The 13799-nt window shown below is 34.1% G+C and carries 15 protein-coding genes; all 15 read left to right on the top strand.

The window, feature by feature from the left end; translation table 11 throughout:
* Positions 1–30: 30 nt before the first annotated feature.
* The 15 genes from purD to ACJDUH_RS11300 all read left to right on the top strand — a co-directional run bounded on the left by purD (position 31) and on the right by ACJDUH_RS11300 (position 13774).
* Complete coding sequence (gene purD, locus ACJDUH_RS11370) at positions 31–1278, top strand: phosphoribosylamine--glycine ligase (RefSeq protein WP_406765318.1); 1248 nt, start codon at positions 31–33, stop codon at positions 1276–1278.
* A gap of 384 nt (positions 1279–1662) precedes the next feature.
* Positions 1663–2163, top strand: coding sequence for a CarD family transcriptional regulator (locus ACJDUH_RS11365; protein WP_406765317.1), 501 nt, complete (start codon positions 1663–1665; stop codon positions 2161–2163).
* A 40-nt stretch (positions 2164–2203) separates the two neighbouring features.
* Positions 2204–3256: a recombinase RecA gene (gene recA, locus ACJDUH_RS11360; protein ID WP_406765316.1), complete on the top strand. Its 1053-nt coding sequence runs from the start codon at positions 2204–2206 to the stop codon at positions 3254–3256.
* Positions 3257–3513: 257 nt separating this feature from the next.
* On the top strand, positions 3514–4437 hold the full coding sequence (gene pyrB, locus ACJDUH_RS11355) for an aspartate carbamoyltransferase (protein WP_406765315.1): 924 nt from the start codon (positions 3514–3516) through the stop codon (positions 4435–4437).
* A gap of 1 nt (position 4438) precedes the next feature.
* Entirely contained in the window at positions 4439–4861 is a 423-nt protein-coding gene (locus ACJDUH_RS11350; protein ID WP_406765314.1) for an aspartate carbamoyltransferase regulatory subunit, read from the top strand.
* 60 nt (positions 4862–4921) lie between these two features.
* The gene (locus ACJDUH_RS11345; protein ID WP_406765313.1) at positions 4922–6106 is read left to right on the top strand and encodes a dihydroorotase; all 1185 of its coding nucleotides are present in this window, start codon (positions 4922–4924) and stop codon (positions 6104–6106) included.
* A 19-nt stretch (positions 6107–6125) separates the two neighbouring features.
* On the top strand, positions 6126–7007 hold the full coding sequence (pyrF, locus tag ACJDUH_RS11340; protein ID WP_406765312.1) for an orotidine-5'-phosphate decarboxylase: 882 nt from the start codon (positions 6126–6128) through the stop codon (positions 7005–7007).
* Positions 6973–7713 carry a dihydroorotate dehydrogenase electron transfer subunit gene (locus ACJDUH_RS11335; RefSeq protein WP_406765311.1) on the top strand — a complete coding sequence of 247 codons (741 nt, stop codon included), beginning with the start codon at positions 6973–6975 and terminating at the stop codon, positions 7711–7713. The genes pyrF and ACJDUH_RS11335 overlap by 35 nt, the downstream gene beginning before the upstream one ends.
* Positions 7706–8602, top strand: a complete 897-nt coding sequence (locus tag ACJDUH_RS11330) for a dihydroorotate dehydrogenase (RefSeq protein WP_406765310.1) — start codon at positions 7706–7708, stop codon at positions 8600–8602. Before ACJDUH_RS11335 ends, ACJDUH_RS11330 begins: the two co-directional genes overlap by 8 nt.
* 95 nt (positions 8603–8697) lie before the next feature.
* The gene (pyrE, locus tag ACJDUH_RS11325) at positions 8698–9261 is read left to right on the top strand and encodes an orotate phosphoribosyltransferase (RefSeq protein WP_406765309.1); all 564 of its coding nucleotides are present in this window, start codon (positions 8698–8700) and stop codon (positions 9259–9261) included.
* A 115-nt stretch (positions 9262–9376) separates the two neighbouring features.
* Positions 9377–9580 (top strand): cold-shock protein, encoded by a 204-nt coding sequence (locus ACJDUH_RS11320; protein ID WP_406765308.1) that lies wholly within the window; start codon positions 9377–9379, stop codon positions 9578–9580.
* A 131-nt stretch (positions 9581–9711) separates the two neighbouring features.
* Entirely contained in the window at positions 9712–10209 is a 498-nt protein-coding gene (locus ACJDUH_RS11315; RefSeq protein ID WP_406765307.1) for a hypothetical protein, read from the top strand.
* 191 nt (positions 10210–10400) lie between these two features.
* A complete protein-coding gene (gene infC / locus ACJDUH_RS11310) occupies positions 10401–10943 on the top strand; it encodes a translation initiation factor IF-3 (RefSeq protein ID WP_406765786.1) in 543 nt (180 codons plus the stop codon).
* A 197-nt stretch (positions 10944–11140) separates the two neighbouring features.
* Positions 11141–12457 carry a xylose isomerase gene (xylA, locus tag ACJDUH_RS11305; protein WP_406765306.1) on the top strand — a complete coding sequence of 439 codons (1317 nt, stop codon included), beginning with the start codon at positions 11141–11143 and terminating at the stop codon, positions 12455–12457.
* 174 nt (positions 12458–12631) lie between these two features.
* The gene (locus ACJDUH_RS11300; protein ID WP_406765305.1) at positions 12632–13774 is read left to right on the top strand and encodes an ROK family protein; all 1143 of its coding nucleotides are present in this window, start codon (positions 12632–12634) and stop codon (positions 13772–13774) included.
* The last annotated feature ends 25 nt before the right edge of the window (positions 13775–13799 follow it).

Here is a 13799-nt window from a genome sequence, read left to right as displayed (position 1 = left end):
TAATTGTTAATTGTTAATTGGAGGTGAAGTATGAAGGTATTATTAATTGGAAGCGGCGGTAGAGAACATGCTATAGCTTGGAAATTGGCACAAAGTCAACAGGTTCATAAAATTTATTGTGCTCCAGGTAATGGCGGCACTGCCATGGAAGACAAGTGTGAGAATGTTGATATAACAGAAATAGATGGACTTTTAAGCTTTGCTGAGAAAAATAACATAGATATAACTGTTGTAGGTCCAGAAGCACCACTTATTAACGGGATTGCAGATAGATTTAAGGAAAAAGGACTTAAAATATTTGGACCCTCAAAAAAAGCAGCTATGCTTGAGGGCAGCAAGGCCTATGCTAAAGAATTTATGAAAAAGTACAAGGTTAAAACAGCAGCTTATGAGGTTTTTGAAGATTATAAAACAGCAGAAGAATATTTACAAAGCTGTTCCTTTCCAATAGTTGTAAAGGCAGATGGTCTTGCTGCTGGAAAGGGCGTTGTAATTTGTAATTCCTATGAAGAAGCTAAAGAAACTATAGAAAGCTTTATGATAAAGGATATATTTAAGGGCGCAGGGAAAAAGCTAGTTATTGAGGAATATTTAAAAGGCTTTGAAGCTTCCATATTAGCTGTTACAGATGGAAAATCAATTATTCCAATGCTTTCAGCCAAGGATCATAAGACTATTTATGAAAATAATGAAGGTCCAAATACCGGTGGAATGGGTGCAGTTTCACCAAATCCTTACTTTACAAATGAGATGTATGAAAGTTTTAAGCATGACATTATAGCTCCTACTCTAAGGGGTATAAGAGACGAAAATATGGATTATATAGGGATTATATTTTTCGGGGTTATGATAAATGAAAAAGGAGTTTACCTATTAGAGTATAATGTAAGGATGGGAGATCCGGAGACTCAGGCTGTATTACCCTTAATGGAAAGTGACTTTATGGATATAATTAATAAAGCGATAAATGGAGCTTTGCATAATACTGAAATTGCCTGGAAAGATAGGTATTCCTGCTGCATCGTTGCTGCTTCTGAAGGTTATCCAGGTGAATATAATACAGGTTTTTCAATTAATGGAACTGAGAAGGTTAAAGGAAAGGTATTTATTGCTGGTGCAAAGAAAAGTGATAGGGGGCTATTAACGACAGGGGGCCGAGTTTTGTGTGTTACTTGTATTGGAAACACCTTTGAAGAGGCAGCAGATAAGGCCTACAAAGAAATTAAAGTCATTGATTTTAAAGGTATTTACTATAGAAAAGATATAGGTAAAAAATAAACAAGTATTCAATTGAAATAAATTAAAGTGTAAAAAGTCAATAAAGGTAAAGCTTCACCTTTATTGACTTTTTTTCTAATTTAAGCAAGACAATTAAAGGTAAGACAGCTTAGAGGGTAAAGTAGGATATTTGCCTGCTTCATAGTAAAGATAGGCTGTGCACAAAAAATTTTACTTACATTAAGCAGTTTTAATGTGCTAAAATACTAATTGTTCACTATTATTTTTCTTCATTATTCTATGCATAAATTAATAAGAATCAGGGAAGTAAATTTTTCAAAGGCAGATATGTAAACGATTACAACGACATTGATTTTAAGATAGAATAATAATTGATATATGGTCTGAAGAATTAAATTTTAAACGAGGAGTGATTGCAAAAAAATGTTTAATATAGGAGATTTAATAATCTATTCCGTACATGGTATTTGTCATATTGATGATATTTGTGAAAAAACTTATTCAGGGATTACCCGTAACTATTATATTTTACATCCAATTGATGATTGTAAATTAAAAATAAGTACCCCTGTAGATAATAATAAGGTAACCATGCTTGAACTTATTGATAAGTATGAGGCAGAAGAAATCTTGGAATCTTTTAAACTGCCAGGTGTAAGTTGGGTAGAAATAGGCAGTCAGCGAAGTGAAATATATTATGAAATTGTTAAAAAAGGAAACCGTAAAGAAATTTCCAAAGTGCTAAATGCTCTCCTTCGCAAAAAGCATAAAACTGAAGTTAATGGTAAGAAACTCCACGAACAAGACAATAAACTTTTGAAATTTATTGAAAATATATTGTTTACAGAATTGGCAATGTCTTCGAATACTGACTATGAAGCTATACATGAAAAGGTAACTAGTTTGATATCTGAGGATGATTAATAATAAAAAAGAAAGATTTTATTAAAGGTGTTGATAATAAATGAGTATTGATAATGAAAAAATTATGGCTATAGAAGCTGCCATGAATAAGATAGAGAAGCAATTTGGAAAGGGTTCTATTATGAAGCTTGGAACAGCAGCAAAAATGGATATTGAAGTCATACCAACTGGCTGCTTAGCCTTAGACATTGCACTTGGCGTTGGCGGAGTTCCTAAGGGCAGAATAATAGAAATATATGGACCAGAATCTTCTGGTAAAACAACTGTTACACTGCAAATAGCTGCAGAAGCACAAAAGATAAGCGGAGCAGTTGCTTTTATTGATGCTGAACACGCATTAGACCCTTCTTACGCAAGGAAATTGGGAGTTAATACAGATGAGCTTTTAGTAAGTCAACCGGATACCGGAGAACAGGCCTTAGAGATAACAGAAACACTTGTAAGATCAAATGCAATAGATGTAATTATTATTGATTCTGTAGCAGCACTTGTACCTAGAGCTGAGATTGACGGAGAAATGGGGGATTCCCATATTGGTCTACAAGCTCGACTAATGTCTCAAGCTTTAAGAAAGCTTACTGCAGCTATTAACAAATCAAACTGCACAGTATTATTTATAAATCAATTAAGAGAAAAAATAGGAATTATGTTTGGAAATCCTGAGACTACAACAGGTGGACGGGCACTTAAGTTTTATTCATCCATAAGATTGGATATTCGAAAAATTGATATTATCAAAGCCGGTGATAACGTAATTGGAAATAGAAGCAGGATAAAGGTAACTAAAAATAAAGTGGCTCCTCCTTTTAAACAAGCTGAATTCGACATAATGTTCAATGAGGGTATTTCTAAGGAAGGCAATTTGATAGATATAGCTGTGGATGAGGATATAGTCCAAAAGGGGGGCGCATGGTTTTCTTATAAAGGCATCAGATTAGGTCAGGGCAGAGAAAATTCAAAGTTATATTTAAAAGATAATCATGACACTGCTGTAGAAATAGAAAATATTATAAGAGAGAAATATAAGCTTCCACTAATTAAAGCAGATATAAAGAAAGAAGAAGCTCAGGAAAATGTAAGTACAGAATCATAATTTCTAGGAGGCTCAAATTTAAAAGACTTCTCATTTATGCTTGCTGGTATAAAAATTACTATTGCTAAAATGCATAGTATATGCTATTATCTTATAAAGCCTTTAAGTTTGGTCCAGAGAGACCAGGAAGGATAGTAGAAATAGTTGTATACTTTTATTAACTTTGTATAACTATGCCTTCCACTTATTGGAGGGCATTTTTTAATGCAAAAAATCTTTTAATTTAGCCCTGCGAGGTTAAAAAGGGAGGAAAATATATGTTAAAGGGAAGAAATTTAATTGACCCCATGGATTTTACTTTAGAGGAATTAGAAGAAATTTTCAGCCTATCAGAAGAAATCATTTCATCTCCAGAAAAGTTTACTAGGCTCTGTGAAGGTAAACTTTTAGCCACATTATTCTATGAACCAAGTACTAGAACCCGCTTTAGCTTTGAGGCTGCAATGCTTCGACTTGGTGGCAAGGTAATTGGATTTTCAGAACCAAATTCAAGCTCTGTAGCAAAGGGTGAAAGTGTTGCAGATACTATTAGAACAGTAGGTTGCTATGCTGATATTGCTGTTATGAGACATCCAAAGGAAGGAGCACCAAAGGCAGCTGCAATGTACTCTAATATTCCAGTTATTAATGCCGGTGATGGAGGTCATCAGCACCCAACTCAAACCTTAACAGATCTATTAACCATCAAATCTATAAAGAATGATCTTAATAACCATACTATCGGTATTTGCGGAGACTTAAAATTTGGTAGAACAGTTCACTCACTTATAAAGGCACTTTCAAGATATGAGAACAATAAATTCATTCTAATCTCACCAGAAGAATTAAAAATTCCAGATTACATAAGAAAAGAAGTATTACAAAAGAATAATATAAGTTTTATAGAAGCTTCAAGAATGGAAGATGTTATAGACAAGCTTGATATCCTTTATATGACAAGAGTTCAAAGGGAAAGATTCTTTAATGAAGAGGAATATATAAGGCTTAAAGACAGCTATATAGTAGATGAGAATAAGTTAAAAAATGCAAAAAAGGATTTAATAATTCTTCACCCTCTTCCAAGGGTTAATGAAATAGCTTACGAGGTGGACAATGATCCGAGAGCCCGCTACTTTCAGCAGGCCAAGTACGGAATGTATGTTAGAATGGCGCTTATAGCTAAGCTCTTGGGGGTGATTTAATATGTTAACTATAAATAGTATAAAAAACGGAATTGTAATTGACCACATAAAAGCAGGTTTTGGAATTAAGATATTTAATTATTTAGGACTTGATAATGCAGATTTTACTGTAGCGCTAATAATGAATGCTGAAAGTGAAAAATGTGTTAAAAAAGATATTATTAAAATAGAAAATGCAATTGATATTGACATACGGGTGCTTGGACTTATTTGTCCAAATGTAACTGTAGACATAATAGAAAATGAAGTTATTACGAAAAAATTTAAGCTTGAGCTCCCTGAAAAGGTACAGGAAGTAATAAAGTGTAAAAATCCCAGATGTATAACCAATACTGAACTCAATATTTCTCAAAGCTTTTACCTTGTAGATAGGGAAAAAGGTGAGTATAGATGTGAGTATTGTGATGAAGTGCATACAGCATAACTGATAACCTAGCCAATGAGAGGTGAGCCCATTTCAGAGGAATACAAGGAGGTCTAGAGAATGGAGCTTTTAATTAAAAATGCAAGAATAGTAGATTGGAGTCAGGATTTTAAGGGGGATATATATATAAATTTTGGGGTTATACAGGAAATAGGCTTAGAGCTTAATAAAAAATGCGAAACTATAGATGGAGAAGGCTTGATTCTAATGCCAGCCTTTACAGACTTGCACAGCCACTTCAGGGATCCTGGTCAAACCTACAAGGAGGATATACATTCAGGAAGTCTAGCAGCTGTTAGAGGAGGATACACTACGATTAACCTTATGGCAAATACAGTGCCTGTCTGTAGTGAAATGGAAACTGTAAATTATGTGCTGGAAAAAGCCAGGGCAATAAGGCTTATAGACATACATCAAAGTGCTTCTGTAACTAAGGATCTTAAGGGTTCGGACATAAGTCATTTAGACAGACTAAGCGATGAAGTCAAAATGCTTTCAGATGATGGCAAGGGTGTGGCAAACAGCAAATTAATGCTTCAGGCCATGATAAAGGCAAAAGAGAAGGATCTAATTGTAATAACTCATGCTGAAAGTGAAGAATTAACTAAAATAGACACTAGGCTTGCAGAAAATACCATGACCTGGAGAGACATTACCTTAGCAAAATATACAGGCTGCAGACTTCATATAGCTCATGTCAGCACAAAGGAAGCAATGGAATATGTAATAAAGGCAAAGCAGGATGGAGTAAAGTTAACCTGTGAGGTTACTCCTCATCACTTAGCTTTAACAAAGGATGCAGAATATAAGGTAAATCCACCCCTTAGAGAAGATGAGGACATTAATTATCTAATAAAGGCAATTAAAGAAGGATATGTAGATGCTATTGCTACTGACCATGCACCTCACAGCTCTGAAGATAAAAAGAAGGGAGCAAATGGCATATCTGGTTTGGAAACAGCCTTCTCTGTGTGCTATACAAAGCTTGTAGCTGAAGGACATATTTCCCTTAATAAATTATCAGAGCTTATGTCAAGAAATCCAGCCAAGCTTCTTAATAGGAATAAGGGTGAAATAAAGATAGGCTGTGAGGCTGATTTAGTACTTGTTGATATTAACCAAAGCTATAAGGTAGAAAAAGAAGACTTCGTTTCAAAGGGAAAAAACACTCCTTTTAATGGAAAAGTTCTTACGGGAGTTATAACCAGTACCATTAAGGGCGGAAAGGTTGTTTATAGTAAATAAGTGAAAGGATGGTTTTAAAATGATAATAGATAGACTGTATGAAAGCGTAGAAAAAAGAGGCCCTGTTTGCATCGGGCTAGACACTGCAGTAGAGTATATACCTAAAGAATTCTTGAATAAATATAGTTTTTTAGAGCATGCAATATTTAGGTACAATCAATTTATCATAGATGCTACATTTGATACAGCAGCATGCTATAAGCTGCAGATAGCTTATTACGAAGCAATGGGAATAATGGGACTTAAGGTTTATCAAAGAACCCTTGAATATATAAAAAGTATAGGTGGAATTTCAATTGGAGATATAAAAAGGGGAGATATTGCTGCCACTGCAAGGATGTATGCTAAGGCTCACTTTGAAGGAGACTTTCAGTGTGATTTTGTAACTTTGAATCCATATATGGGAATGGATAGTATAGAACCTTATTTATCCTATGTAAGCAGTGGAGAAAAAGGAGTTTTTCCACTTATGAGGACCTCTAACTCAGGAGCTTATGATCTTCAATATATTGAAAATGAGCATGGAAATAAGGTTTATGAAATTGTGGGGGATAAAATAAAAACTATGGCTGATGGATATGTAGGACAATGTGGTTACAGTAACATTGGCGCTGTTGTTGGATGTACACATATAGAAGAAGCAAGAGAGCTAAGAGAAAAGTTTCATAATATGTTTTTTCTAATTCCAGGCTATGGGGCGCAAGGGGGAAGCGCAAAGGATGTGGCACCTTATTTAAAAAATGGCAATGGAGGTATTGTAAATTCTTCAAGAGGTATATTACTAGCCTATAAGAATCAGGAAGGAAGAGAACTAGATTTTGACCTATGTGCAAGAGAGGAAGCCTTAAAAATAAGGAGAGAGATAGATGGGTTTAAAATATACAACAGGCAAAGTGCTTAGTAATGTTGAGGTATCAAGTGGGATGTTTCTGCTTAATATTGAAGGGGATTATAAAGTAAAACCAGGACAGTTTTATATGCTAAGCGTCTTAGAAGGGGAGACCCTCCTTCCAAGGCCCATTAGCATACACGAGGTTAATGAAAAAGGGATTTATTTTTTATATGAAGCTAAGGGAAAAGGTACAAAAGTGCTGAGTAAGCTTCAAGAAGATGATAGTATACAGCTTTTAGGCCCTTTGGGTAATGGCTTTGACATAGATAAAATTAGTGGCAGAATTGCAATAGTAACAGGAGGAATGGGGATAGCTCCTATGAAGCTGCTTGTAAAGAGCCTTTATAATTGTGAAATAGATTTATATTGCGGCTTTAGAAATGATATTTACGGTATTCAAGGTTTGGAGTCCTTTGCTAACAAGATTTATATTGCAACTGAAAGCGGGAGAATAGGACATAAGGGATATGTAACTGAAATGTTTGATGCTTCAAAATATGACGTAGTACTGTCCTGCGGACCTGAACCTATGATGCTAAAGCTTATAAAGTCATGCAAAATGCATAAGGTACCAATTTATGTTTCAATGGAAAGATTTATGGCTTGCGGCCTTGGAGCTTGCCTTGTATGTACCTGCAGTACAATATATGGTAATAAGAGAACCTGCAAGGAAGGACCTGTATTTTTAGGAGAGGATTTGATGCTTAATGCTTGAGGTGAACTTTTGTGGACTAGATTTTAAAAATCCAATAATTGCAGCTTCAGGAACTTTTGGCTTTGGAGAAGAATTTAATGAGCTTTATAATGTAGGAGAGCTTGGAGGCATTTGTACAAAGGGTTTAACTCTGTATAAAAGAGAAGGTAACAGTGGAAGAAGGGTATATGAAACAAGCTCAGGCATGCTAAACAGCGTTGGACTTCAAAATCCAGGTGTGGATCATTTCATAGAATATGAGCTTCCTAAGATGGAGAAGTATAATACGAAGATAATTGCAAATGTAGGCGGTGCATCCTTAGAAGAATATTTAGCGGCTGCAGAGAAATTAAATAACACTAATATTGATATGCTTGAGCTTAATATATCATGTCCAAATGTGAAATGCGGAGGAATGGCATTTGGCATAAAATCAGATATAGCTTATTCTATTGTAAAAGAAGTAAAGTCAGTTTGCAAAAAGCCGCTTATGGTAAAGCTATCACCAAATGCTGAAGATATTGTGGAAATGGCCTATAGCTGCTGTGAGGCTGGTGCAGATGCACTTTCCTTAATAAATACTTTAAAGGGAATGGCAATAGATATAAATAAAAGAAAACCAGTTTTTGATAATGTTTTTGCAGGACTTTCAGGAGCAGCAGTTAAACCTATAGCTTTAAGAATGGTTTATGAGGTGCGAAGAGCAGTTGATATTCCAATAGTAGGAATTGGCGGAATTATGAATTATAAGAATGCAATTGAATTTATAATGGCTGGAGCCACAGCAGTGCAAATAGGGACGGTTAATTTTATTAAACCTAATGCGGGCTTAGAAATTATTGAAGATTTAAGAGAATTTATGGAATCACAAGGAATCAAGAATTTATCTGAAATTAGAGGGATAATTTAGGAGGTCAAAGTCCTAAATGGACTTTGACGGGTAATTTGTGAGCGGAGCGAACGAGGTTAAATTACCCCGTGTTCCGACTAAAAGGAGGAATTATTTTGGAAAATAAAATTATTGATATATTAACTGAAACAGGTGCATTACTTGAAGGACATTTTCTATTGTCCTCAGGAAAACATAGTGATAAATATTGTCAGTGTGCAAAGCTGCTTATGTATCCAGATAAAGCAGAAGAGGTTTTAAAATCAGTAGCTGAAAAACTAAAAGGTATAGAATTTGATTTAGTTGTTGGACCAGCTATGGGAGGAATAATAGTTGCCTATGAACTAGGCAGGCAGCTTGGAAAGCCAGCTGTATTCACTGAAAGAGTGGATGGGATTATGCAGCTCAGAAGAGGCTTTGAAATAGCAGCAGGTGAAAAGATACTAATTGCTGAGGATGTTGTAACCACGGCTAAGTCCTCCATGGAAGTGGCTGAATTAATTAAGCAATATGGTGGAGAAGTTGTGGGAATTGCTTGCATAGCAGATAGAAGTGTTTCAGCAGCACCACTTCCAATTTTTAGTGCTGTAAAGTTAAATATTAAGGCCTATGAGAAAGAAGCTTGTCCCCTTTGCAAAGAAGGAAAGGAGTACGTTAAACCTGGAAGTCGAAGTTTTTAAAAAGGCTTGCATTTTAAATTTAAAATGGTATAATTAAAAATTGGTAGTGAAACACTGTTGATATAAAATTTTAGATTTATCAAGAATAAGGTGTTCTGCCTTAGGAGGACTATATATGAAAACTGGTACAGTTAAATGGTTTAATTCAGAAAAAGGTTATGGATTTATTTCAGTTGAAGGTGAAAAAGATGTATTCGTTCACTTCAGTGCAATTCAAGATGATTCTGCTAGAAAAAATCTAGAAGAAGGCGAAAAAGTTCAATTTGATGTTGAAGAAGGCGCAAGAGGACCACAAGCTTCAAACGTTATAAAATTATAATATTTATCTTTTTATATAGATAGCTTGAATTCAGACCACCTTTTTAGGTGGTTTTTTATCGTATATAAAACTAAACACATAAGGCTGTCAGTGATTTTAGCTGCCTGCTTACCAGTGAAAGGAGGATTTTTATGAGAAGAATTTATAATATGAAAAAAACATTATCAATGAAACAATTTATAGCTGAGTTTGGAGACAATTTTTCAGAGCATTTAAAAGCTAGGCTGCTAGAGCTTGGTGAAAGATGTGTTTTAACGAGAAAAGAAAATAACGATAGGTTTAATTTAAAACATATCGAACATACCACCCACGAATGTGCCGTTACTTCTGGAACTGAAACAAAGATAATGAATAAAGAATATGTTTATGGACAGTTAGTTATTCATGAAGGGGTAGTATACTTTTCAGAGGGGTGCTTAGAAAGTATTGATGCTGTTCAGGCTCCAATAGTAGATACTATATTCAAGGCCTTGAACAGTGAGAAAATAGAGGTTGATGAAATTGCTGCAAAGGTTATAGAAGATGGGAATATTGACTATATTATAGATACAATATGTACAGTGTGTCCTTCAGTCTCTCAGGCACATTTAGATATAGTTAATGGAATGACTTATAGATCCAAAAGGTAATATGAAAAAGCTATTATACTATTGAAAGAGTTATACTTTTCTGGTAATAAAGCACAAGGACTTGCTATTTATTTAGAAATACAGTATACTAAAATGATTAAAATCAAGAAAAAGAAATATTTAATTGTAATTTTTGGTTATAATAATAACATAATTAAGGATTATAAATAAAATATTAATATATACAAAAAATTTGGAGGTGTTTAATTATTAATAAAGATTTAAACATTAATGAGGGTATTAGAGAAGTTGAGATTAGGCTTGTTGGTGAAACAGGAGAAGAAAGTCAAATTATTAAAACAAAAGAAGCATTAAGGATGGCAATAGAGAGAGACTTGGATTTAGTCATGATCTCACCAAATGCTAAACCACCAGTATGTAGAATAATGGATTATAATAAGTTCCTTTATGAGCAGGCTAAAAAACAAAAGGAAGCAAAAAAGAATCAAAAAGTTGTTGACATTAAAGAAGTGAGGCTTAGTCCTACTATCGAGGAACATGATATAGATATTAAAGCTAATAATGCTAAGAAATTTCTTGCTGCTGAAGATAAAGTTAAGGTTTCCATAAGATTTAGAGGAAGACAACATAATAATACCAGTGTAGGTTTTGAAATAATGGAACTGTTTGCTTCTAAAATAGGTGAAGTCGGTATAATTGAGAAGTCGGCAAAATTAGAAGGAAGCAATATGACCATGATAATGGCTCCTAATAAAAAGACAGTAAATAAATAAAAATAACGAAGGTTTTAAACATCTATTGAATAGGATGGTTAAAACTTTTTTTTTTGCTTTTTTTAGACTTAAGCAGCAGATTAGAAAGTTATTAAAATACTTTTTAAAACTACTTGAAAAAGTTTTTTAAAAAAAGTAAAATAATAGTAAACGAATGAAAATGATTACAAATAATTAATATAAGGAGATGGGTTATAATGGGTGAGTATTTTGAAAAGGTAGCAAAGATCAAATTTGAAGGTGAGAAGTCTAAGAATCCTTTTGCCTTTAAGTATTACAATCCTGAGAAAGTTATTGATGGCAAAACTATGAAGGAGCATTTAAGATTTACTATGTCTTACTGGCATACCTTAACTGGTGAAGGGGCAGATCCCTTTGGCATCGGGACCATGGAAAGACCTTGGAACGCTGAGGAGGACCCAATGGCTAAGGCAAAAATGAGAATGGAAGCGGCTTTTGAATTTATGGATAAAATGGGTATAGATTACTTCGCTTTTCATGATAGAGACATAGCACCAGAGGGTAAAAATCTTGCAGAGACCAACAAAAACCTTGATATAATGGTGAGCTATTGTAAGGAGCTTATGAAAAAATATAACAAGAAGCTTCTGTGGGGTACAGCCAATATGTTTACAAATCCGAGATTTGTTCATGGTGCTGCTACTACCTGTAATGCTGATGTCTTTGCTTATGCTGCAGCTCAAGTAAAAAAGGCCTTGGAGGTAACTAAAGAACTAGGTGGAGAAAATTATGTATTTTGGGGAGGAAGAGAAGGCTATGAAACCCTATTAAATACAGACTTAGAGCTTGAACAAAATAATTTAGCTAGATTTTTTCACATGGCAGTAGATTATGCAAAAAAAATTGAATTTACAGGTCAATTTTTAATAGAACCTAAGCCAATGGAACCAACAAAACATCAGTACGACTTTGATGTTGCAGCAGTAATGGCCTTTTTAAAGAAATATGACCTTGAAAAATACTTTAAGGTTAACATCGAAGCAAATCATGCTACACTTGCAGGACATACCTTCCAGCATGAAGTAGCTGTAGCTAGAGTTAATGGAATACTTGGAAGCCTTGATATAAATCAAGGAGACCCCAATTTAGGCTGGGACACTGATCAATTTCCTACAAATATTTATGATGCCACTATGCTAATGTATGAGGTTCTGAAAGCAGGAGGAATAGCTCCAGGAGGACTTAATTTTGATGCCAAGGTTAGAAGAGCTTCCTTTGAGATGGAGGACTTGTTCCTTGCTTATATTGCAGGTATGGATACTCTTGCTAAGGGGTTAAAAGTTGCACATGGGTTACTTGAAAGCAAGGAATTGGAGAACTTTGTAGCAGAGAGATATAAAAGCTTTACAGAAGGAATTGGAAAAGCTATAGTTGAAGATAAGGTTGATTTTGAAGCTTTAGAAACTTACGCATTAAATAATCCAAGCATTGTAAATAAATCAGGAAGACAAGAGATGCTTGAAGCAATAGTAAATCAACATATCTTTAACTAAAAGGTAAATTACGACTTGTAGAATTAAAACCTTATTACTAGACGATTAATGCAGCAGAAGACGCGAAATGGTTATTATTATAAGAGATCATCAGCGTTTTCTGCGGTTCATCTTATTTTGTATCATAAGCACCTAATACTTTAAGTCGTAATAAATCTAGAAAGTGAGATTATTATGGATCACAGTGAAATAAAAACTGCAAATAAGAAAAGTATACTAAAGCTTTTGGCTCAGGAAAGGGAACTTACAAAGCTTGAGATCTCCCGTAAACTAGATATTAGTGTTCCTACAGTAACAACAATTGTTGGCGAACTTCTTGAAGAGGGTTTAGTAGAAGAGGCAGGTATGGCTACTTCTACAGGAGGCAGGAAACCTGTAATAATAAGGTTTTTACCTGAGTCTAGATATAGCATTGGAATAGATTTAGAGAAAAATCACATAAGAGCTATAATTACAGATTTGGACGGTAGAATCTTAGAAGATAATAAACTCTTTCAAAGGTCAATAAAAAAGGTAAAGGTATTAGAGGACATAAAGAATCTAATTATGGATCTATTAGATTCACGTGAAAATATAAAAAACAAGGTTTTAGGCATTGGTATTTCACTTCCTGGAACAGTAAATGAAGATAAATTAGAATTAGAGCTTGCACCAAATTTTAAACTTAAAAATTTGTGCTTTAAGGAGCTTGCTGACTATTTTAATTTACCAGTTTTTCTTGAGAATGAGGCCAATGCAGGTGCCTTAGCTGAATCCAATTTAGGTATAGCAAAGAATTTAAATAATTTAATTTATGTTTCTATAACAGAAGGTATCGGTGGCGGACTTATTATAAATGAAAGAATTTATAAGGGCAAAAGTAGAAGAGCCGGAGAAATAGGTCATATGACTATTAATAAGGGTGGAAGACAGTGCAGCTGTGGGAAAAAGGGCTGTTTTGAAACTTATGCTTCTAATAGAGCTCTTATAAATGATTTTAATGAAGTAAGTGAAATAAAGGCATTAAGCATTAGAGAAATTATAGAAAAATACAAAGAACATGACAATGATGCAATAAAGGTTATGAATAGATATTTAGAAGATTTAGCTGAGGGTATAGGGAATCTTATTTTTATTTTTAACCCAGATTATATTGTTATTGGCGGAGAAATTAGCAAGTATTCAAGCATTTTTCAAGATAAACTTATTGAACTGATTTTTAAAAATAATGAATTTTATAAAATTGGGGACGTAGAAATATTATTTTCAAGTCTTGGTGAAGACTCGAATATATTAGGAGCAGCTTTGATACCTATTTTTCAGAGTTTTGGCTTTTAGCTTAATTAATATATTATTGTGAGGG

The organism is Candidatus Clostridium radicumherbarum (genome assembly GCF_045310525.1).
Taxonomy (GTDB): Bacteria; Bacillota; Clostridia; order Clostridiales; family Clostridiaceae; genus Clostridium_AT; species Clostridium_AT radicumherbarum.
This window is presented reverse-complemented; position numbering and strand designations above follow the sequence as displayed.

Excerpts from the sequence above, each read along its gene's own strand:
- ACJDUH_RS11335 (WP_406765311.1), top strand. The coding sequence starts at position 6,973 with ATGGGTTTAAAATATACAACAGGCAAAGTGCTTAGTAATGTTGAGGTA.
- purD (WP_406765318.1), top strand. The coding sequence starts at position 31 with ATGAAGGTATTATTAATTGGAAGCGGCGGTAGAGAACATGCTATAGCT.
- ACJDUH_RS11315 (WP_406765307.1), top strand. The coding sequence starts at position 9,712 with ATGAGAAGAATTTATAATATGAAAAAAACATTATCAATGAAACAATTT.
- ACJDUH_RS11330 (WP_406765310.1), top strand. The coding sequence starts at position 7,706 with ATGCTTGAGGTGAACTTTTGTGGACTAGATTTTAAAAATCCAATAATT.
- recA (WP_406765316.1), top strand. The coding sequence starts at position 2,204 with ATGAGTATTGATAATGAAAAAATTATGGCTATAGAAGCTGCCATGAAT.
- ACJDUH_RS11365 (WP_406765317.1), top strand. The coding sequence starts at position 1,663 with ATGTTTAATATAGGAGATTTAATAATCTATTCCGTACATGGTATTTGT.
- ACJDUH_RS11300 (WP_406765305.1), top strand. The coding sequence starts at position 12,632 with ATGGATCACAGTGAAATAAAAACTGCAAATAAGAAAAGTATACTAAAG.
- ACJDUH_RS11350 (WP_406765314.1), top strand. The coding sequence starts at position 4,439 with ATGTTAACTATAAATAGTATAAAAAACGGAATTGTAATTGACCACATA.
- ACJDUH_RS11345 (WP_406765313.1), top strand. The coding sequence starts at position 4,922 with ATGGAGCTTTTAATTAAAAATGCAAGAATAGTAGATTGGAGTCAGGAT.
- ACJDUH_RS11320 (WP_406765308.1), top strand. The coding sequence starts at position 9,377 with ATGAAAACTGGTACAGTTAAATGGTTTAATTCAGAAAAAGGTTATGGA.
- pyrB (WP_406765315.1), top strand. The coding sequence starts at position 3,514 with ATGTTAAAGGGAAGAAATTTAATTGACCCCATGGATTTTACTTTAGAG.
- xylA (WP_406765306.1), top strand. The coding sequence starts at position 11,141 with ATGGGTGAGTATTTTGAAAAGGTAGCAAAGATCAAATTTGAAGGTGAG.
- pyrF (WP_406765312.1), top strand. The coding sequence starts at position 6,126 with ATGATAATAGATAGACTGTATGAAAGCGTAGAAAAAAGAGGCCCTGTT.